Source organism: Micromonospora sp. NBRC 110009 (genome assembly GCF_030518795.1).
Taxonomy (GTDB): domain Bacteria; phylum Actinomycetota; class Actinomycetes; order Mycobacteriales; family Micromonosporaceae; genus Micromonospora.
Map to the genome: position 1 here is coordinate 2,034,812 of NZ_CP130427.1, position 20,761 is coordinate 2,055,572.

Annotated in this window: 15 protein-coding genes; 4 read left to right on the forward strand and 11 right to left on the reverse strand. The window is 73.6% G+C overall.

The genetic code is table 11. The annotated features are described in order from the left end of the window. Nucleotides 1-5: 5 nt before the first annotated feature. A complete protein-coding gene (locus Q2K19_RS09710) occupies nt 6-1,598 on the reverse strand; it encodes an ABC transporter permease (protein ID WP_302769647.1) in 1,593 nt (530 codons plus the stop codon). Between the two features lie 76 nt (nt 1,599-1,674). Then, on the reverse strand, nt 1,675-2,574 hold the full coding sequence (locus Q2K19_RS09715) for an ABC transporter ATP-binding protein (protein ID WP_302769649.1): 900 nt from the start codon (nt 2,572-2,574) through the stop codon (nt 1,675-1,677). A gap of 96 nt (nt 2,575-2,670) precedes the next feature. On the opposite strand from Q2K19_RS09715, the gene Q2K19_RS09720 reads away from it, so the two are divergent. Continuing rightward, on the forward strand, nt 2,671-3,177 hold the full coding sequence (locus Q2K19_RS09720; protein ID WP_302769651.1) for a GbsR/MarR family transcriptional regulator: 507 nt from the start codon (nt 2,671-2,673) through the stop codon (nt 3,175-3,177). A 4-nt stretch (nt 3,178-3,181) separates the two neighbouring features. On the opposite strand, the gene Q2K19_RS09725 is transcribed toward Q2K19_RS09720, so the two are convergent. Then, complete coding sequence (locus tag Q2K19_RS09725) at nt 3,182-3,739, reverse strand: response regulator (RefSeq protein ID WP_302769653.1); 558 nt, start codon at nt 3,737-3,739, stop codon at nt 3,182-3,184. Then, the gene (locus Q2K19_RS09730; RefSeq protein WP_302769655.1) at nt 3,736-8,088 is read right to left on the reverse strand and encodes a HAMP domain-containing protein; all 4,353 of its coding nucleotides are present in this window, start codon (nt 8,086-8,088) and stop codon (nt 3,736-3,738) included. Before Q2K19_RS09730 ends, Q2K19_RS09725 begins: the two co-directional genes overlap by 4 nt. 187 nt (nt 8,089-8,275) lie before the next feature. Here Q2K19_RS09730 and Q2K19_RS09735 point away from each other — a divergent pair, with 187 nt between their 5' ends. Then, nucleotides 8,276-10,345, forward strand: coding sequence for a SpoIIE family protein phosphatase (locus tag Q2K19_RS09735; RefSeq protein ID WP_302769658.1), 2,070 nt, complete (start codon nt 8,276-8,278; stop codon nt 10,343-10,345). 20 nt (nt 10,346-10,365) lie between these two features. Here Q2K19_RS09735 and Q2K19_RS09740 read toward each other — a convergent pair whose 3' ends face one another. Beyond that, entirely contained in the window at nt 10,366-11,841 is a 1,476-nt protein-coding gene (locus Q2K19_RS09740) for an FAD-binding oxidoreductase (protein ID WP_302769661.1), read from the reverse strand. A 100-nt stretch (nt 11,842-11,941) separates the two neighbouring features. On the opposite strand from Q2K19_RS09740, the gene Q2K19_RS09745 reads away from it, so the two are divergent. Next, nucleotides 11,942-14,050, forward strand: coding sequence for a S9 family peptidase (locus Q2K19_RS09745; protein ID WP_302769664.1), 2,109 nt, complete (start codon nt 11,942-11,944; stop codon nt 14,048-14,050). Between the two features lie 52 nt (nt 14,051-14,102). On the opposite strand, the gene Q2K19_RS09750 is transcribed toward Q2K19_RS09745, so the two are convergent. Next, a complete protein-coding gene (locus Q2K19_RS09750; protein ID WP_302769666.1) occupies nt 14,103-15,053 on the reverse strand; it encodes a threonine ammonia-lyase in 951 nt (316 codons plus the stop codon). A 65-nt stretch (nt 15,054-15,118) separates the two neighbouring features. On the opposite strand from Q2K19_RS09750, the gene Q2K19_RS09755 reads away from it, so the two are divergent. After that, entirely contained in the window at nt 15,119-15,286 is a 168-nt protein-coding gene (locus Q2K19_RS09755) for a hypothetical protein (RefSeq protein ID WP_302769668.1), read from the forward strand. Nucleotides 15,287-15,331: 45 nt separating this feature from the next. Here Q2K19_RS09755 and Q2K19_RS09760 read toward each other — a convergent pair whose 3' ends face one another. The 5 genes from Q2K19_RS09760 to Q2K19_RS09780 form a co-directional block, all read right to left on the reverse strand. Then, complete coding sequence (locus Q2K19_RS09760; protein WP_302769671.1) at nt 15,332-17,449, reverse strand: bifunctional polysaccharide deacetylase/glycosyltransferase family 2 protein; 2,118 nt, start codon at nt 17,447-17,449, stop codon at nt 15,332-15,334. A gap of 2 nt (nt 17,450-17,451) precedes the next feature. Next, nucleotides 17,452-17,880 carry a hypothetical protein gene (locus Q2K19_RS09765; protein ID WP_302769673.1) on the reverse strand — a complete coding sequence of 143 codons (429 nt, stop codon included), beginning with the start codon at nt 17,878-17,880 and terminating at the stop codon, nt 17,452-17,454. A 113-nt stretch (nt 17,881-17,993) separates the two neighbouring features. Further along, entirely contained in the window at nt 17,994-19,517 is a 1,524-nt protein-coding gene (locus Q2K19_RS09770) for an FtsX-like permease family protein (protein WP_302769676.1), read from the reverse strand. Further along, nucleotides 19,514-20,215, reverse strand: coding sequence for an ABC transporter ATP-binding protein (locus Q2K19_RS09775; RefSeq protein WP_302769679.1), 702 nt, complete (start codon nt 20,213-20,215; stop codon nt 19,514-19,516). Before Q2K19_RS09775 ends, Q2K19_RS09770 begins: the two co-directional genes overlap by 4 nt. Continuing rightward, nucleotides 20,212-20,748 (reverse strand): PadR family transcriptional regulator, encoded by a 537-nt coding sequence (locus tag Q2K19_RS09780; protein ID WP_302769682.1) that lies wholly within the window; start codon nt 20,746-20,748, stop codon nt 20,212-20,214. Before Q2K19_RS09780 ends, Q2K19_RS09775 begins: the two co-directional genes overlap by 4 nt. Nucleotides 20,749-20,761: the final 13 nt, after the last annotated feature.

Consider the following 20,761-nt stretch of genomic DNA (forward strand, 5'->3'; position numbering starts at 1 on the left):
GGCGGTCAGGTGACCGGGACGTCGCGGCGGCGGAAACCGGCGAGGCCCAGCGCGGCCAGGGCCAGGGCCAGGGCGGTGAGCAGCCAGAAGGGGGTGGCACTCCAGGTCGGGCGGAGGACCTGCGGGGTGTGCGTGAACGGGGAGAGGTCCAGCAGCCACTGGTCGAGTTCGAGCACCGCCCCGAGCTGACCGAGCAGCACGCAGACCGCCAGCAGGGCCCAGGCCACCGGCGCGAGCCGCGGGGCCAGCCCGTACAGCAGCACCGCCACCCCGGCCAGCACCCAGGCCGCCGGCGCCTGGGCCAGCCCGGCCCCGGCCATCCGGGGCAGCTGACCCGGCACGTCGTGCACGCTGACGCCGTAGGTCACGCCGATGGCGAGGCCGGTCACGACGAGCACCACCGCCGGGCCGAGCAGCGCGAACACCACGTGCGAGAGCAGCCAGGTGGAGCGGTGGGTGCCGGTCGCCAGCAGCGGCTCGGCCCGTCCGGCGGTCTCCTCCGCGCGCATCCGCAGCGCGGCCTGGACGCCGTACCCGGCCGCAGCCAGGCCGGCCAGGCTGAGCGTGGCGCCCAGGTAGGCGTCGGCCAGACCGGAGGCACCGCCGAGCCGGGCCATGATCTCCTCCAGCTGCGCGTTTCCCTCGACCGAGCGGCCGGCAGCCTCGGCCGCCCCGCCCAGGATCAGCCCGAGCAGGCCGAAGCCGACCGACCACCAGAGGATCTGCCCCCGGTGCAGCCGCCAGGCCAGCCCGAACGGGCCGGCGAGGGCCGAGCCGGCGGTGGCCGGGCCGAGCCGGGGCGGCAGCAGCCCCGCGCCGAGGTCGCGGCGCACCGACAACGGGTACGCGACCGCCGCGATCAGCACGGACACCACCAGCGGTAGCGCCAGCACCCACCAGCGGTCCCCCTCGTACGCCCGCACCCGGGCCGCCCAACCCAGCGGGGAGAGCCAGCTCGGCCAGTCGTTCGTGGCGGTGTCGCCGACCAGCCGGAGCCCGAACGCCGCCCCGAGCACCGCGATGCCGATCCCCCGCGCCCCGCCCGCCGTCTCGGTGAGCTGGGCGGCCAGCCCGCCCACCGTGGCGAAGACGATGCCGGTCAGCGCGACCGCGAGGCCGTACGCGTACGAGCCGGCCGCGGGCAGGCCGGTGGAGGCCAGCCCGGCGGCGGTGAGCAGGCCGAGCAGCAGGTCGGCCGCGTACGTCACGAGCAGCGCGGCGGTCAGCCCGGCGTACCGGCCGAGCACGGTGGCGCCGAGCAGCTCCCGCCGGCCGGCCTCCTCCTCGGTGCGGGTGTGCCGGATGACGGTGAGCAGGCTGGCCAGCGCGATGATCACGATCAGGAAGCCGCTGCGCTGGGCGGTCAGCGCGCCGACGCTGTCGCCGTACACCGGGCCGAGCAGGGCCACGATCGACGGGTTGCGCGCGGTGCCGGCGGCGTAAGCGGCCCGCTGCGCGTCCGTCGGGAAGAGTTCGAAGAAGCTGGTCGCGTAGGTCATCGGCAGGACCGCGAGGACCAGCACCCAGAGCGGGAGCAGGACGCGGTCCCGGCGCAGGATCAGCCGGACCAGGTGGCGGGTGCCGGTGAGCGTGCTCATGCGGCCACCTCTTTTCGCTCGGCGGCCGCCTGAGGCACCACCGCGCTGTACTGATGATTCGCTCGCTGACGCTCGTTCATCGGATCGCCTCGGGGACCGACTCGTAGTGCCGCAGGAACAGCTCCTCGAGCGTCGGCGGCGTGCTGACCAGGCTGCGTACGCCCAGCTCGGTCAGGCGGCGCAGGGCGGTGTCCAGGGCGGCGGCGTCCACGTCGAAGCGCACCCGGTTGCCGTCCACCCGCAGGTCGTGCACGCCGGGCAGGTCGGCCAGCCCGTCCAGTGGGGCGGCGAGCTCGGCGTCGATCGAGGTGCGGTGCAGGTGACGCAGCTCGCCGAGGGTGCCGGACTCCACGGCGCGGCCGTTGCGGATGATCGTCACCCGGTCGCAGAGCGCCTCCACCTCGGCGAGGATGTGGCTGGAGAGCAGCACGGTGCGTCCGTCCTGCTTGGCCCGGCGTACCCAGTGCTGGAAGACCTCCTCCATCAGCGGGTCCAGCCCGGAGGTCGGCTCGTCGAGGATGAGCAGCTCGACGTCGGAGGCGAGGGCCGCGACCAGGCCGACCTTCTGCCGGTTGCCCTTCGAGTAGGCCCGGCCCTTCTTGCGCGGATCCAGCTCGAAGGACTCCAGCAGCTCGGCCCGGCGCTTGGGGTCGAGCCCCCCGCGCATCCGGCCGAGCAGGTCGATCACCTCGCCGCCGCTCAGGTTGGGCCAGAGCGTGACGTCGCCGGGGACGTACGCCAGGCGGCGGTGCAGGGCGACGGCATCCCGCCAGGGATCACCGCCGAGCAGCCGGACGGCCCCCGCGTCCGCCCGCAGCAGGCCGAGCAGCACCCGGATGGTGGTCGACTTACCGGCGCCGTTGGGCCCCAGGAAGCCGTGCACCTCGCCGGAGCGGACGGTCAGCTCGAGTCCGTCGAGCGCTCGGGTCCGGCCGAAGGTCTTCACCAGGCCGGACACCTCAATTGGGGTTTCCATGCTTCGGAAGCTACGCTCGTTTCACAAACTTGTGAAGACAGTAAGAGCTGAGGCACCATCAGCTTCACGACTTTTTAACGCGAGGAGCGACCGCCGATGTCTGACGACCACCGCCCGGCCCCGAGCGAGGAGGAGGTCCACCTCTTCGTCGAGCGCATGGCGATGGCCTTCGCGGACGTCGGCTTTCCCCGGATGGCCGGCCGGGTGCTCTTCACCGTGATGAGCGCGGACGGCCCGTTGACCGCCGCCGAGATCGCCGAGCGCCTCGGGGTCAGCGCGGCGGCGGTCTCCGGCGCGGTCCGCTATCTGACCCAGTTCAGCATGCTGATCCGCGAGCCGGTCAAGGGCTCCCGGCGGGACCGCTACCGGATGCCGGACAACCCCTGGTACGAGGCCACCATCACCAAGACCGGCCTCTACAAGAACTTCATCGACATCGCCAGCGGCGGCGTCGAGGCGCTGCACGGGCGGACGACCGCGGCCGGCGAGCGGGTGGCCGAGATGCGGGACTTCTTCCTCTTCGTACAGGAGGAGATCGACGCCCTCGGCGCGCGGTGGCGGGCCCGGCGGGCCGCGACCGGGCACGGCGACCGAGCCGACTGAACGATCAGCTCTGGTTGCCCCAGCGGGCCTGCTCCAGGAGGTCCATCGCGCGCACCCGGCCCTCCGGGCTGTCGTCGGCGCGCAGCAGGGCCGTCGCCTCGTCCACCGCGTCGGTGAGCACCCGCCACTGCGCGTCCCGCTCCCGCACCAGATCCGACTGGGCGGCGAGCTGCCGGCTCTTCACCCACAGCTCGACGAAGACCGACACCTTGGCCCGCAGCACCCACGGATCGAACGGCTTGGTCAGGTAGTCGACCGCGCCGACCGCGTAGCCGCGCAGGGCGAGCTGGGCGTCCTTGTCCGCCGCGGTGAGGAAGATGATCGGTACGTGCCGGGTCCGCTCCCGCCGCTTGATGTGGGTGGCGGTCTCGAAGCCGTCCATGTCGGGCATCTGGGCGTCGAGCAGGATGACTGCGAAGTCGTCCACCAGGAGCTGCTTCAGCGCCGCCTCGCCGCTCTCCACGGCAACCGACTGCACCGGAAGCCCCTGGAGGATCGCCTCCAGCGCCATCAGGTTCTCCCGCCGGTCGTCCACCAGCAGCGCCTTGGCCGTCTGGGTCACGAAGTCTCCTCGCCTCGGCTGCGGCTGATCCAGGACGCCATCATCTCGATCAACTCGTCCAGGTCCACCGGCTTGGTGATGTAGTCGCTGCCCCCGGCCGTGATCGCCGACTCCCGGTCACCGGGCATCGCCTTCGCGGTCAGGAACACGATCGGCAGGTCCGCGAAGCGGTGGTTGCGGCGGATCTGCCGGGTCGTCTCGTACCCGTCCTGGTCGGGCATCATCGCGTCCATCAACACGATGTCCACCTCCGGATGCTCGGCCAGCTGGCGGACGCCGTCCGCCCCGTTGTCCGAGTACAACACGGTCATCCCATGAAGTTCCAACGCGGAGGTAAGGGCGAACACGTTGCGGACGTCGTCGTCGACGATCAAAACCGTCACGCCCTCCAGCCGGCGGGTAGCCGGGGTCTCCACCGGCTGGGGCAGCTCCATCGGCATCAGCAGGGACGACGGCAGGCCCGCGCGGCTCGGCGAGGGCGGCGCCGGCGCCACCACCGCATCCGGCGCCAGCACGTCCGGTACGAAGAGGGTGAACGTCGAGCCCTGCCCGGGCGCCGACGAAACGGTGATCGTGCCGCCGATCAGGCGGGCCAGGTCCCGGCTGATCGACAGGCCCAGCCCGGTGCCGCCGTACCGCCGGCTGGTGGTGCCGTCGGCCTGCTGGAACGCCTCGAAGATCAGCGAGAGCTTGTCGTCCGAGATGCCGATACCCGTGTCGATCACCGTGAACGCGATGACCCGCTGGGCGTTGGTCAGCGCCGGCACGTCGAAGACCGCGTTCTCGGCGGCCGGGGCGATGCGCAGCGTCACGGCGCCCTGGTCGGTGAACTTCACCGCGTTGGAGAGCAGGTTGCGCAGGATCTGCTGCAACCGCTGGGCGTCGGTGACCAGGGCCGGCGGCAGCTCCTTGCTGACCCGGACCTGGAAGTCGAGGCCCTTCTCCTCGGCCTGCGGGGCGAACGCCTGCTCGACGTAGCCGCGCAGCTCGGAGAAGCGCAGCTCGGTCGGCTCGACGTCCATTCGGCCCGCCTCGATCTTGGCCAGGTCCAGGATGTCGTCGATCAGGGAGAGCAGGTCCGATCCGGCGCTGTGGATGGTGCGGGCGAACTCGATCTGCTTCGGCGTGAGGTTCTGCTCCGGGTTCTCCGCGAGCAGCCGGGACAGCAGCAGCAGCGAGTTCAACGGCGTCCGCAGCTCGTGGCTCATGTTCGCCAGGAACTCCGACTTGTACGCCGAGGCCCGGGTGAGCTGCTGCGCCTTCTCCTCCAGCCCGAGCCGGGCGAGCTCGATCTCCCGGTTCTGCGTCTCGATGTTCGTCTTCTGCTCGGAAAGCAGCTTCGCCTTGTCCTCCAGTTCGGCGTTGGTGCGCTGCAGCTCCGCCGACTGGTCCTGGAGTTCGAGCGCCAGCCGCTGCGACTGGGACAGCAACTCCTCCGTACGCCGGTTGGCCTGGATGGTGTTGACCGCCACGCCGATGGTCAGCACCAGCCGCTCCAGGAACGCCAGGTGCAGCTCGGAGAAGGTGGTCACGCCGGCGAACTCGATCACCCCGAGCAGCTCGCCCTCGAAGAGGACCGGCAGCACCACCAGGTCGGCGGGGGGCGTCTCGGCCAGCCCGGAACGCAGCACCAGGCGCCCGTCGGGCTGGGCGTTGACCCGGATGGTCCGCCGGGAGAGGGCGGCCTGCCCGACCAGCCCCTCGCCGGGCCCGAAGGTCACGTCGTGTCCGCGCGCCACGTACCCGTACGAGGCGGTGAGCCGCAGCCGCATGCTCCCCTCGGAGCTGTCCACCAGGAAGAACGCGCCGAGCTGCGCGTCGACCAGCGGGGTCACCTCCATCATGATCATGCGGCAGACCTCGCCGAGGTCCCGCTGACCCTGGAGCAGGCCACCGATCCGGGCCAGGTTGGAGTCCAGCCAGCCCTGCTCGGCGTTCTTCTTGGTCGTCTCCCGGAGGGTGACGATCATCTGGTTGATGTTGTCCTTCAGCTCGGCGACCTCGCCCTGGGCCTTGACCGCGATCCGCTGGGTCAGGTCGCCGCGGGTCACCGAGGTGGAGACCTGGGCGATGGCCCGGAGCTGGGTGGTGAGGGTCGAGGCGAGCTGGTTGACGTTCTCGGTGAGGTCCCGCCAGGTGCCGGAAACGCCCTTCACCTGCGCCTGACCACCCAGCTTGCCCTCGGTGCCCACCTCGCGGGCCACCCGGGTCACCTCGTCGGCGAACGACGACAGCTGGTCCACCATCGTGTTGACCGTCGACTTCAGCTCCAGGATCTCGCCCTGCGCGTCGACGGTGATCTTCTGCGACAGGTCACCCTTGGCGACCGCGGTGGTGACCGAGGCGATGTTGCGCACCTGCGACGTCAGGTTCGACGCCATCGAGTTCACGTTGTCGGTCAGGTCCCGCCAGGTGCCGGAAACCCCCTTCACCTGCGCCTGACCACCCAGCTTGCCCTCGGTGCCCACCTCACGGGCCACCCGGGTCACCTCGTCCGCGAACGACGAGAGCTGGTCCACCATCGTGTTGACCGTCGACTTCAGCTCCAGGATCTCGCCCCGCGCGTCCACCGTGATCTTCTGCGACAGGTCACCCTTGGCCACCGCCGTCGACACCTGGGCGATGTTCCGCACCTGGGCGGTCAGGTTCGACGCCATCGAGTTCACGTTGTCGGTCAGGTCCCGCCAGGTGCCGGCGACCCCCCGGACCTGGGCCTGACCGCCGAGCTTGCCCTCGGTGCCCACCTCACGGGCCACCCGGGTCACCTCGTCGGCGAACGACGAGAGCTGGTCCACCATCGTGTTGACCGTCGACTTCAGCTCCAGGATCTCACCCCGGGCGTCGACGGTGATCTTCTGGCTCAGGTCGCCCTTGGCGACCGCGGTGGTGACCGAGGCGATGTTGCGCACCTGCGACGTCAGGTTCGACGCCATCGAGTTCACGTTGTCGGTCAGGTCCCGCCAGGTGCCGGAAACCCCCTTCACCTGCGCCTGACCACCCAGCTTGCCCTCGGTGCCCACCTCACGGGCCACCCGGGTCACCTCGTCGGCGAACGACGACAGCTGGTCCACCATGGTGTTCACGGTGTTCTTCAGCTCCAGGATCTCGCCCTGCGCATCCACCGTGATCTTCTGCGACAGGTCACCCTTGGCCACCGCCGTGGAGACCTGCGAGATGTTCCGTACCTGGCTGGTCAGGTTGCCGGCGAGCTGGTTGACGTTCTCGGTGAGGTCCCGCCAGGTGCCGGAGACGCCCCGGACCTGGGCCTGGCCCCCGAGCTTGCCCTCGATGCCCACCTCACGGGCCACCCGGGTCACCTCGTCCGCGAACGACGACAGCTGATCCACCATCGTGTTCACGGTGTCCTTGAGCTCCAGGATCTCGCCCTGCGCGGCCACCGTGATCTTCTGCGACAGGTCGCCCCGGGCAACCGCGGTCGAGACCTGGGCGATGTTGCGCACCTGCGACGTCAGGTTCGACGCCATCGAGTTCACGCTGTCGGTCAGGTCCTTCCAGGTGCCGGCGACGTTCGGCACGTCGGCCTGGCCGCCCAGCTTGCCCTCGGTGCCCACCTCCCGGGCCACCCGGGTCACCTGCTCGGCGAAGAGCCGCAGGGTGTCGGTCAGCGAGTTCATGGTGTCGGCCAGCTCGGCGACCTCGCCGCTCGCCCCGACCGTGATCTTCTGCGACAGGTCACCCTTGGCCACCGCGGTCGCCACCTGGGAGATCGACCGCACCTGGCCGGTCAGGTTCGACGCCATGGTGTTCACCGAGTCGGTGAGGTCCTTCCAGGTCCCGGCGACGCCGCGTACGTCGGCCTGGCCGCCGAGCTTGCCCTCGGTGCCCACCTCGCGGGCCACCCGGGTCACCTCGTTGGAGAAGGAGGAGAGCTGGTCCACCATCGTGTTGACCGTGCGGCCGATGCGCAGGTACTCACCACGCAGCGGGCGGCCGTCGATCTCCAGTGCCATGTGCTGGGAGAGGTCGCCGTCGGCCACCGCCACGATGACCCGGGCGATCTCGGTGGTCGGGCGCCCAAGGTCGTCGATCAGCGAGTTGACCGCCCGCTGCCCCTCCGCCCACGAGCCGTCCAGCCCCTCGTCGTCGAGGCGCTCGGTCAGCCGGCCGTCCCGGCCGACCACCCGGCTGATCCGGCGCAGGTCGTGGTGCTGCCGCTCCTGAAGTGACACCACGTCGTTGAAGGCGTCGGCCACCTCACCGGCCAGCCCGGCCCGCCGGGGCAGCCGGACCCGGAGGTCGCCCCGGCGTACCCGCCGCAGCGCCTCCACCATTTCGCCGAGGAGCACCTCATGGTCGTCCGCGGCTACCGACTGTTTCGCCGTGGTCATCATTCCTCGCTCAGCTCGGGGCCAACCGGCTCGTGCCGACACGCAGCCATCCCACCATTCTGCCCGCGTCACGTCGAGGCGACGACCTGCTGGCACGCGGCACGCGTACGCGTCGTGACCGGTCCCACGCGGAGTGCGATCGGAAGACGGCTTGGCACCCGAGGTGCCGGCGGTACAGGATACGGGGGTGTCAGCGGAGGCGGAGCCGGCGATGAACGGCGGCTCGGACGAGCATGTCCGGCGGGTCCGGCTCCCCGCGGACCGGCGTACGCCCGCCGCCGCGCGGGCGCTGGTCCGGTCCGTTCTGGCCGAGGCGAACCTGGACGAACTGCTCAACGAGGCCCTGCTCCTCACCACGGAACTCACCACGAACGCCGTCGAGCACGCGCGTACCGAGCTGGACATCGAGGTCGAAGCCGACGGAACGGGACTGACCGTGACGGTCACCGACTTCGCGTCCGGGCCGGTGGAGGAGCTGGTGGTCGGCGTCCGTAACGACGCCTCGGAGATCACCGAGGTGGCCGAGCGCGGGCGCGGGCTGCTGCTGGTGGACCACTTCGCCAGCCGGTGGGGCACCACCTACGTGCCCACCGGTAAGGGTGTCTGGTTCCGGCTCGACCGGCCCGACGCGGCGCCGTCCGACCGGCCGGCGGCGGCCGAGACCCGCACCGCGGTGGCCGGCCCGGGCAACACCGGGGAGAGCACCCCGAGCGCCGCCGCGATGAGCGAGCTGATGCAGACCAACCCCGACCCGTACGCGGACGACCCGCTGCCGGAGTTCGCCACCGACCTGCTGACCCGGCTCGCCGAGATGGTCGGCGCGGCGGGCGGCGTGGTCCGGCTGGACCGGGGCGACGGGCAGGGCGTCCAGCAGCTCGCCCGGTACGGCCGGCCGCTCCGGGAGGGGCACGACCTGCTCCGGGTGCCGCTCGCCGTGCACCGCCCGTACGCGGGGGAGCTGGAGCTGGACGCGGCGCCCTCGGCGTACGCCCGGCCGCTGGCCGTGCTCGCCGCCGAGCGGCTCTCGCTGCACCTGGAGAACGACCGGCTGCGCCGGGCCGATATCCGCCGGTCGGCCTGGCTGACCTTCCTCGCCGAGGCGAGCGAGCTGCTCGCCCAGTCCCTCGACGTCGAGCTGACCATGGCGCTCATCCCGCAGCTGGTGGTGCCCCGGCTCGGCCAGTGGTGCGCGGTGCACACCACCGACGAGTGGGGCCGGCTCCGCCTCGCCGCGTCCAGCCACGCCGACGAGGCGGTGCTGCCGCAGCTGCACCGGGTGCTCCAGGAGACGGGGCCGGACTCGATCCAGGCCCGGCTGCGGGAGGCGTCCCGGAGCGCGTCGCAGGTGCCGCTGAGCGGGCCGATGGAGGGCTTCGCGGTGCCGCTGATCGCGCGCGGCCAGCGGCTCGGCACCCTGGCGGTCGGCCGGCACCAGCGGCACCGGCACGACCCGGACGAGGTCTCGGTGCTGGAGGACGTGGCCCGGCGGGCCGCCCTCGCCATCGAGAACGCCCGCATCCATGCCGAGCGGCGTCGGGTCGCGCAGACCCTCCAGCAGTCGCTGCTGCCCCCGGTGCTGCCCGTGGTCGAGGGCATCGGCTTCGCCGCCGAGTACGTCCCGACCGGCGACGAGGCGGAGGTCGGCGGCGACTTCTACGACGTGCTGCCGCTGTCGGACGGCCGCTGGCTGGTGGTCATCGGCGACGTCTCCGGCAAGGGCGTGCAGGCGGCGGCGGTGACCGGCCTGGTGCGGGACGTGATCCGGGTGCTGGTCGGCGACGGCAAGCCGCTGCCGGAGGTGCTGGGCCGGCTCAACGAGACGCTGGTCGAGCGCGGTGGCGGCCGGTACTGCACGCTGGCGCTGGCGGCGGTCGGGCCGGGCGAGGGCCAGCGGCTCGACGTCTCCCTGCACCTGGCCGGGCACGACCGTCCGGTGCTGCTGCGCTCCGGCGGCGGAGCCGCCTTCGTCGGCACCGGCGGCACCGCGCTCGGGCTGCTCGACTCGATCGCCACCCCCACGGCCGAGCTGACGCTCGGGCCGGGCGACACGCTGATCTTCTACACCGACGGGGTCACCGAGCGGCGGCGTGGCCGGGAGCTGTTCGGGGTCGACCGGCTGCGCGAGTCGGCGGCCCCGCTCGCCGGCTACTCCGCCGACGTGGTCGCGGCCCGCCTGCGCGCCACGGCGATCGGCTTCTCCGTCGAACCGCCCCGCGACGACATCGCCGTCCTCGTCCTCCGCAACGACGCCCTCTGACCGGCCCGCCCGGCGCCGGGTCAGAGGCCGCCGGGGAGGCGGCCGGGGGCCAGGCGGTGGTGCGGGTCGAGGTGGGCCTTCGCGCTGCGGAGGCGGGGCAGGGCGGGCAGCTCGCCCCAGAGGTCGACGGCCCAGCGGACCGGGGCGGGGGCGGAGACCACCACGCACCGGCCCTGGCGCGCCACCAGGACCCCGCGCACCGCCGCGAGGATCGACGCCACCCGCTCCGGCGGCATCGAGCCGGGCAGCGCGGCGTGCACGGTGCCCACCCCGGCGGAGCCGCGGACCGGCACCACCGCGCCCGCCGCGTCGCGCAGCGCGTAGACCGCCGCGTGCAGGTCGTTGATGGGCACCTCGATCCGCAGCGCGGTGTCACCGGGACCGAACGGGTAGCGCCCCCACCACTCGGGCGCCGCATGACTGGCGACCGCCTCGCCGCCGAGCACCGCGACCAGTTGGTCGGCCCGCTCCGCGACGTCCGCCGGGCCGCCCTCCAGCAGCACCACCAGGCTGCCCGCCGCGGCCGGCCCGGCCGACCGCCCGGTCACCGCCGGGTGGTCGGGGCGCCCGACGACCGAGGGGTGCGACGGGTGGACCCGACGGCGCGGCAGCGGCACCGGCACGGGCAGGTCCAGCTCGACGGCCGCCGGGTAGAGCCGGGCGGCGAGCACCGCCCGGACCAGGTCGTGCACCTCCAGCGGGGTCCAGACCGGGCGGGACACCCAGACCCGGCCGGCCGGCATGGTCTGCACCTGCATGGTGGCCGAGACGAGCACCCCCAGCCCGCCCTGCGAGCCGCAGAGCAGCCGGGCCACGTCCAGCCCCGGCAGGTCACCCCGGCCGAAGAGGGCCGCCGCGCCGCCGGCCGCCGCCGGGGCGGCGGGCGCCGGGGCGGCGGGCGCCGGATCGGCGGGCGCCGGGGCGGCCCGGCCCAGCAGCGCGGTGCCGGCCTCGCCCAGGCTGACCAGCTCGCCGTCGGCGTCCAGGTAGCGCAGGCCGACGAGCTGGGCGCACGGGGTGCCGTGCCGCAGCCGCAGCGGGCCGGCCTCGTCGGCGGCGAGCACCCCACCCAGGGTCGCTCCGGGGGAGGGCGCGTCGATCGGCAGCCGCCGGCCGGTGCGTTCCAGGGTCGCCTGCACCGCCCGCAGCGGGGTCCCCGCGCCGACCTCGGCCACCGCCGAGCCCTGCGGCTCGTGCCAGATCCCGGCCAGCCGCCCGGTGTCGAGCATGATGTCGACGTGTTCCGGGGCGGCACCCCAGTCGATCTTGGTGCCGGCACCGCGTGGCACCACCGTGAGGTCATGCGCGGCGGCCAGCCGCAGCACCTCGGCCGCGGCGTGCGGACCGCCCGGCACCGCCACCCAGCGGGCGGTCCGGCCGGCCACCTCGTCGGCCGGACCGGCGAAGCGGGCGAACGGCGGGCCGCAGATCTCCGCCAGTCGCCGGGTGATCTCGAGGGCTCCGGGTCGGTTGGTGGAACTCGCTGCAGCCGCCATGGCGGTCATCGTACACATGTTCGAAAGACCCGTCGGCGAGTCGCCGGAATCCGCTGGCGCGCCCGCCCGGCGGCCGGGTCCCGGCCGGTAACCTGACGCCGTGACCACCGAGACCCCCGACACCTCGCCCGTGCCCGTGGCCAAGCGCGTCCAGACCGAGCGCACCCACCACGGCGACACCGTCGTCGACGAGTACGCCTGGCTGGCCGCCAAGGACAACCCGGAGACGATCGCCTATCTGACCGCGGAGAACGCCTACACCGAGGCGCGCACCGCGCACCTGGAGGCGCTGCGCGGCGAGCTGTTCGAGGAGACCCGCCGGCGCACCCAGGAGACCGACCTGTCGGTGCCCACCCGCAAGGACGGGTACTGGTACTACACCCGCACGGTCGAGGGCCAGCAGTACGGCGTGCAGTGCCGCCGGGCCGTCCGGGACGGCGAGACCGCGCCCCCGATCAGCGCCGACGGCGCCCCGCTGGACGGCGAGGAGGTGCTGCTCGACGGCAACCTGCTCGCCGCGGGGCACGACTTCTTCGCCCTCGGCGCGTTCGACGTCAGTCCGGACGGGCGCTGGCTCGCCTACTCGACGGACTTCGCCGGGGACGAACGGTTCACCCTGCGGGTCAAGGACCTCAGCACCGGCGAGGTGCTGCCCGACGAGATCCCGGACACCTTCTACGGCACCGCCTGGTCCAGCGACGCCTCCACGCTGTTCTACGTCACCGTGGACGACGCGTGGCGGCCCAACCGGGTGTGGCGGCACGCCGTCGGCACCCCGTCGAGCGACGACGTGGTGGTCCACGAGGAGGACGACGAGCGCTTCTGGGTGGGCGTCGAGCTGACCCGCTCCGAGCGCTTCGTGGTCATCGACATCCACAGCAAGATCACCAGCGAGGTACGGGTCATCCCGGCCGCCAACCCCACCGGCGAGCCGGCCGTCGTGGCCCCCCGCCGGCAGGGCGTCGAATACTCGGTCGAGCACCACGGGCACCGGTTCCTGATCCTGCACAACGACGGCGCGGAGGACTTCGCGCTGGCGTTCACCTCGGCGGACACGCCCGGCGACTGGACGCCGCTCATCCCGCACACCCCCGGCACCCGGCTGGAAGCCGTCGACGCGTTCGAGAACCACCTGGTCGTCTCGCTGCGCAGCAACGGGCTGACCGGGCTGCGGGTGCTGCCGGTCGGCGGCGGCGACGCGCACGACATCGACTTCCCCGAGCCGATCTACAGCGTCGGGCTGGACGCCAACCCGGAGTACCGCACCACCGAGGTGCGGCTGCGCTACACCTCGCTGGTCACCCCCGACTCGGTCTACGACTACGACCTGGTCACCCGGCAGATGGTGCTGCGCAAGCAGAAGCCGGTCCGCCCCGGGCCGGACGGGCGGGCGTACGACCCGGCCGACTACGAGCAGCACCGGGACTGGGCGCTCGCCGACGACGGCACCCGGGTGCCGATCTCGCTGGTCTGCCGCAGGGACACCCCGCGCGACGGCTCCGCCCCCGCCGTCATCTACGGCTACGGCTCGTACGAGGCGAGCATGGACCCGTGGTTCTCCATCGCCCGGCTCAGCCTGCTCGACCGGGGCGTCATCTTCGCCGTGGCACACATCCGGGGCGGCGGTGAGCTGGGCCGGCGCTGGTACGACGAGGGCAAGCTGCTGGCCAAGAAGAACACCTTCACCGACTTCGTGGCCTGCGCCCGGCACCTGGTCAAGGCCGGCTGGACGGCCGGCGACCGGCTCGTCGCCCGGGGCGCCTCGGCCGGCGGCCTGCTCATGGGCGCGGTGGCCAACCTGGCCCCGGACGCGTTCACCGGGATCGTCGCGCAGGTGCCCTTCGTGGACGCGCTCACCTCGATCCTCGACCCGTCCCTGCCGCTCACCGTCACCGAGTGGGAGGAGTGGGGCAACCCGCTCGACGACCCCGAGGTGTACGCGTACATGAAGTCGTACACCCCGTACGAGAACGTGGCCGCGGTCGACTACCCCGCCATCCTCGCGGTGACCAGCCTCAACGACACCCGGGTGCTCTACCACGAGCCGGCCAAGTGGATCGCCCGGCTGCGGGCCGTCTCGCCCGCGGGCGACTACCTGCTGAAGACCGAGATGGGCGCCGGGCACGGTGGCCCCAGCGGCCGGTACGACGCCTGGCGCGAGGAAGCGTTCATCAACGCCTGGATCCTGGACCGCCTGCACCGCGCCTGACGGGAAAGGAGGGGCCCCTTCCTAACGCCTCGTGCATAGGAGGGGGCCCCGCCTAACACCCGGTGCCGAGGGCCGCCGCCAGCACCGCGGGGTCGACGTTGCCGCCGGTGATCACGGCGACCGTGCGGCCGGCGGGCAGCTCGTCGCGGTGGAACAGCCGGGCGGCCAGCGCGACCGCGCCGCTCGGCTCGACCACCAGCCGGGCGTCCCGGACCAGCCGGCCCAGCGCCGCACCGATCTCCTCCTCGGACACGGTGACGATCGCGTCGAGCCGCTCCCGCAGGTGGGCCAGGGTCAGCTCGGACAAGTTGGTACGCAGGCCGTCCGCGCTGGTCCGGTAGGTCCGCTCGACGTCCCACACCACCACCTCACCGGCGGCCAGCGAGTCCCGGGCGTCGGCGGCCAGCTCCGGCTCCACCCCGATCACGGCGGCCGACGGGCGCAGCGCCTTCACCGCCGTGGCCACGCCCGAGGAGAGGCCCCCGCCGCCCACCGGCACCAGCACCACGTCCACCTCGGGCAGGTCGGCGACGATCTCCAACCCGATGGTGCCCTGCCCGGCGATGATCCGCGGATCGTCGAAGGGTGGCACCAGGACGGCGCCGGTGTCGGCCACGATCCGCTCCGCCTCGACCAGCCGGCGGGCCGGCGACACGAGCCGCACCTCGGCGCCGAGCGCCCGGATCCGGTCCACCTTGACCTGCGGCGCGCCCGCCGGGACGACCACCGTGCACGGCACGCCGAACGCCCGGGCCGCGTACGCCAGGGCCTGGCCGTGGTTGCCGGAGGAGTGGGTCACCACGCCCCGGAACCGGGCGGCCGGGTCGAGCCGGGCCACCGCGTGGGTCGCCCCCCGCAGCTTGAACGAGCCCACCGGCTGCAGGCACTCCGGCTTGAGGCACAGCTCGTCGTCCCAGAGCGTCGGCAGCAACGGGGTACGCACCACCGTCCCGGCGACGTCGTCGGCGGCGAGCCGGATGTCGGCGATCGAGACCAGCTCCATCGCCCCATCCTGCCCGGTGCCGGGAACTTCGGCCGCCCGGGACAGGGGCACCTAGACTGCGCCGGGTGAGCGCGGATGACGAGCGGGGCACCGAAGCGGCACCGGGTGCGGCCCGGCGCGGGCCGACCTGGGTGATCCTCGCCGTGGTGGCCGCTGCGCTGCTGGTCTGCTGCTGCTCCGCGGTGATCGGCCTGGCCGTCTCCTGGTCCGCCGGCCTCTTCGGCGGCCGCTGACCGAACCCGCGGTGATAAGCGGGGGCCCCGCTTCTACCGGAGGCGTTAAGAGGGGGCCCCTCCTTGCACCAGGGCGGCCGCCTCGCCGGTGCGGACCATGCGCTGCCAGCGCAGCCGGTTGCCGACTGCGGCGGTGACCACCGACTGCACCACCACCAGGCACATCACCTGCCGGTAGACGAGCTGCTGGAACGGCAGCGTCCACAGCGGGCCGAACCGTTCCCGGTCCAGCCGCAGCGCGTACGCGGCGGTGCCGGCCTGGAGCAGGAGCAGGCCCAACCAGGCCAGCGCCAGCTCGGACCAGGGCAGGAAGAGCAGCCCGTAGAGGGCGAACACGTCCACCGCCGGCGCGGCCAGCGGCAGCACGATCTGGAAGACGGTCAGGTACGGCAAGCCCCGCCGGCCGAGCTTGCCGCCGGCCCCGGGCTCACGGAGCGCGTGCCGGTGCTTCCACATCGCCTGCATGGTGCCGTAGCACCAGCGGTAGCGCTGCCGCCAGAGTTGCCGCAGCGACGACGGCGCCTCGGTCCAGGCGATCGCGGTCTCCTCGTACACCACCCGCCAGCCGGCCCGGAGCACCTTCATGGTCAGGTCGGTGTCCTCGGCGAGGGTGTCGGCGGGGACCCCACCGACGGCGAGCAGCACCTCGCGGCGGAACGCCCCGATCGCGCCGGGGATGGTCGGCATGCACTCCAGCACGTCGTACATCCGGCGGTCGAGGTTGAAGCCGATCACGTACTCCAGGTGCTGCCAGCGGCCGAGCAGCCGCTGCCGGTTGGCGACCTTGGTGTTGCCGCTGATCGCGCCGACGGTCGGGTCGGCGAAGCCCTGGACCAGCCGGTAGACGGTGTCCGGCTGGAAGACGGTGTCCCCGTCGACCAGCACCAGCAGGTCGGCGCGGGCGGCGCGGATGCCGGTGTTCAGCGCGGCCGGCTTCCCGGCGTTGGCCTGCCGGATGACGCGTACGCCGCGCAGCCGCATCCGCTCGACGATGTCGGCGGTGCCGTCGCTGGACCCGTCGTCCACCACGATCACCTCCAGCGCCGGGTACGCGCTCGCGATCAGGGACCGCACGGTGGCGGCGATGTTCGCGGCCTCGTTGTACGCCGGCACGATCACCGACACCGGCGCGACCACCTCGGGCAGGCGGCGCCGGGGCCGGCGGACCCGGCGCAGGTGCAGCCGGGCGCAGACCACCTGCACCGCGAGCCGGGCCACGCCGAGCACCAGGGCCACCCCGAGCAGCAGGTTCATCGCCGAGGTCAGCCACCCGGCACCGGTCTGCGCCCAACGCAGCGCGGTGCCGCTCAGCCGGGCGCCGGTGCCGGCGGGCAGCATCGACGCGGGCGCGCCGATCCCCTCCGACACGGTGGTGAACCGGTAGCCCTGCCGGGCCAGCTGGGGCAGCAGCTGGTCCAGGGCGGCCACCGTCTGGCTGCGGTCCCCGCCGGCGTCGTGCATGAGCACCACCGCGCCGGCGCCGCCGGGCGGGGTGGCGGACCGGACGATGGCCGGCACGCCGGGGCGCTGCCAGTCCCTGGCGTCCCGATCGGCGAGCACCGCCACGTGGCCGCTGCCGGCGGCGGCCCGCATCGCCGCGTACTGCGGCTGGGTCAGCGAGGTCGTGATCGACGAGAAGGGGAGCCGGAGCAGGGTCACCTCGCGCCCGGTCGCCCCGGCGATCGCGTTCCGCGTCCAGGAGAGCTCGGCCGCGGCCCGCCAGCCCGGCACCGCGCCGAGGTCCGCGTGCGTGAAGGTGTGCGAGCCGATCTCGTGCCCCTCGGCGAGGATCCGCCGGACCAGCTCGGGATGCTCGTTCACCCGGGCACCGACCACGAAGAAGGTGGCGTGGGCGTGGTGCCGGCGCAGCACGTCGAGGATCTGCGGGGTCCAGCGGGGGTCCGGACCGTCGTCGAAGGTCAGCGCCAGGGTGCGCGCCGGCAGCCGCCGGGTGACCGGCGTCGGGCCGTCCAGCCGCAGCACCGGGCCACCGGTGGTGACCTGCCGGGGCGCGAGTGCGGCGGGCGCGCCGGACGGGCCGGCACCGCCGCCGACGTTGGTGACCAGAGCGTTGAAGCTCAGCGCCGCGAGCAGGACGAACAGGCTCAGCAGGAGGAGGAACCAGTGGGCCCGGGGGTCGGGGCGGGCGACGTGTCTCGCCATCGTCAGGGCTTGCCCGGGGTCCGGCTCGGCTTCGCGGTGCTGCGCCGCACGTCGCCCTGGCCCGGATTGCTGGTCGACGGCTGCGGGGCCGGCACGCTGGCGGCCCGGGTGGTGGTCGCCCCGGTGGGGCCGGGTGCGGATGACCGCAGGGGCGCGCCGGTGCTGGTCGCCGGTGCGGGCCGGAGGCTCGGGCTGGTCGCCTGCTGCGGCTGCCCCGGAGCGTCGACCCCGGCCTCGATCGGGGGCTGGCCCCTCGTGTCCGACCAGCCGGGGATCGGCACCGAGGAGTCGAAGAAGAGCCCGGCGAGGATCAGACCGAGGCTGGTGAGCAGGCCGAGGCCCATCGCGCTGCCGGCGATCACGGTGAGCCGGCGACGCCGCCCGGTCCGGTCGACGAAGACCGGTGGGGCGCCACCGGACTGGTTCTGCATGCTGCTCTGCTCTCCTGCTGTTCCGCTCCGCGCCGGCCGTTGCGGCCGGGACCCGGGGGCCCGGCGGTGGGCCTCCCGGTCCCAACAGCGCCGGCAGCGGATGCCGCGTCACATCAGGTTGTCCGCAGCTCCTCCACCGTCGTGCTGGCGCGCAGGAAGAGCAGGCCGACGCCGACCGTCACCAGCATCGCGGCCAGGCCACCGGCCGCGAACCAGGCGAGCTGCTCCCACGGTACGTCCGGCGTCACGGTCACCTTCGGCACCCACTCGGTGCGGACGTGCTGTGCCCGGGTCAGCGGATCGCTGCACAGCCGCTCCCCGGCGTCGCAGATCTCCTCCGGGTAGCCCCCGCCGCTCGGTGCCCGGTACACACCTCGCACGAGCAGGTAGCCGACGGTCAGGGCGAGGGCGATGGCCGGCACCGCCGGGACGAGCGACTGCCAGAGCAGGGAACGGCCGACTGTCGCCCGGGGCACCCCCGTCGCCACCAGCGCCGCGTACGCCCGCCGTCGGGTGGTGACCCCTTCCACCACCGCGACCAGCAGCCCGCCGGCCGCGATCGCCACCGCCACCGCGACGGCGAGGCCGACCAGGTCCAACGCGCGGAGGTAGAAATCCTCCGCGGCACCGAACCCGCCGCCGGTCCGCCGGTGCAGCTCGGCCTCGGCGAGGAAGTTGGCGCGGAACCCGGCGGCGCCCGCGCCGAAGATGAGCGCGGCCAGCAGTGCGGCGAAGGTGCGGCTGCCGGCCCACGGGTCGGCCGTCAGCCGGCGCGCGGCCAGCAGCGCCGCCGGGCGGCGGGCATACCGGTGCAGCACCCGGCCGGCGGCGTGGGAGATCCAGCCGGTGCCGGCCACCACGCCCACCATGGCGGCCAGGCCGCCGCCGATCAGCAGCGTCGGCAGCAGCCACAGCGGCGGTTCTTCGTACCGCCGCTCGTACCAGAGCCCCACCGGTCGGACGGCGGCGAACATGGCCAGCCCGAGCAGGATCAGCAGGCCCGGCCACGGCCAGGGTGCCCGGGTGCGGACCCGGCGGACCACGCCGAAGGGGGAGGTGGTCACCCGACGCAGCAGAACCGCGCTGGCCAGGGCGGCCACCAGGGGCAGCCCGACCACCACCGCCACGATCACCGCCAGGGTCGGACGGACGTCGGTGGGCAGCGGCAGTCGCCCGCCGGGGTCGGGCCGGTGCAGCACCCGGCGACCGACCAGGTGGACGGCGAGGCCGGTCAGGGTGCCGAGCAGGCTGGCCAGCCCGGTCTCCACGACCGCGATCCGGGTGACCTGACCGGGGGTCGCCCCGGCCAGCCGGAGCGCGGCCAGCCGCCGGTCCCGGGCCGGCGCGCCGAGCCGGGCGCACTGCCCGGCCAGGGCGAGCACCGGGACGCAGAGCAGTAGCAGGGCGAACGCGACGCCGCCGCGCAGCCCCGGCTCGCGCAGCAGCTCGTTGGTGTACTGCTCGGACCAGCGGTTCAGGTTGTCGTCGGTGGCCGGCGGGGTCGGGATGGCCAGCACGGTCAGCGCGGCCAACCCGGCCAGCGTGGCCAGGGCCGCGCTCAGCCCGGTCAGCACGACCCGGACGGTGTCGGTCCGGGTGCCGGCCACGGCGAGCCGGAGCAGGGTCCCCGGCCTCACCGGTGACCGCCCGGCACCGGCGCGTCCAGACCGAGGCCCGAGTGGTCCATCCTCCCGTCGCGCAGCGTCACCTCGCGGTCGGCGTACGCGGCGATCCGCGGCTCGTGGGTGACCAGCACGACCGTGGTGCGCTGTTCCCGGGCGAGCCGGACGAGCTGGGTGAGCACCTGCTCGCCGGTGAGGGTGTCCAGCGCACCGGTCGGCTCGTCGGCGAAGAGCACCCGGGGCTCGGTGACCAGGGCCCGGGCGGTCGCGCAGCGCTGCTGCTGCCCGCCGGACATCTCACCCGGCCGGGCGTCGGCCACCTCGGCCACGCCCAGCCGCTCCAGCCAGCCGAGCGCCGCCGTCCGCGCCTCTCGCCGCCCCGTGCCGGCGAGAAGCAGCGGAAGGGCGACGTTCTCCGCCGCGGTCAGCTCGGCGACGAGCTGGCCGAACTGGAAGAGCACCCCGAACTCGGTACGCCGCAGCCGGGATCGGGCGGCCTCCGACCACAGGTCGATCCGTTCGCCCCGCCAGATGACCTGCCCGGCGTCGGGGCGGAGGAGGCCGGCGAGGCAGTGCAGCAGGGTGGATTTGCCGCAGCCGCTCGGCCCGGTGACGGCGACGATCTCCCCCTCCGCCACGTCGAGCGTCACCCCGCGCAGCGCGGGGGTCGGGCCGTACGAGCGGACCACGCCGCGCGCCTCCAGATACGTCACGAGTGCACCTCCCGGTGCCAGTCGGCGACCCGCTCCAGGGTGGTGTGCAGCCACTGGAGGTCGGCGTCGAGATGGGCGATGGCGAAGTCGGCCGCGATCACCTCGTCGAGGCTGGCCGTGGGGGCGCTCTTCACCGCGGTCAGCTCGCGCAGTCGCGCGGTGTGCGCCCGGCGCTGGGCGATCAGGTAGTCGCGCGCCCGGTCGGCGTCGGCGACCAGCAACGCGACCACCACCTTGGCGAAGAGGGTGCTCGCCACGTACGGCATGGGCGGCTCGACGGCGCCCAGCCACCGGTCGAGGGTGACCCTCCCGTCCCCGGTGAGCGCGTACGCCGTGCGATCCGGGCCGCCCTCGCGCTCCTGCCCGGCGGCGATCACGAGCCCGTCCCGCTGGAGCCGAGCGAGGGTCGCGTAGACCTGCCCGAAGGCGAGCGGGCGGGCCCGGGGCAGCCGCTCGTCGTGGGCGCGCTTCAGCTCGTACCCGTGCCGGGGTCCGGTCGCGAGCAGACCGAGCAGGACGTGCGAAGTGGACACCCGGCCACTATTC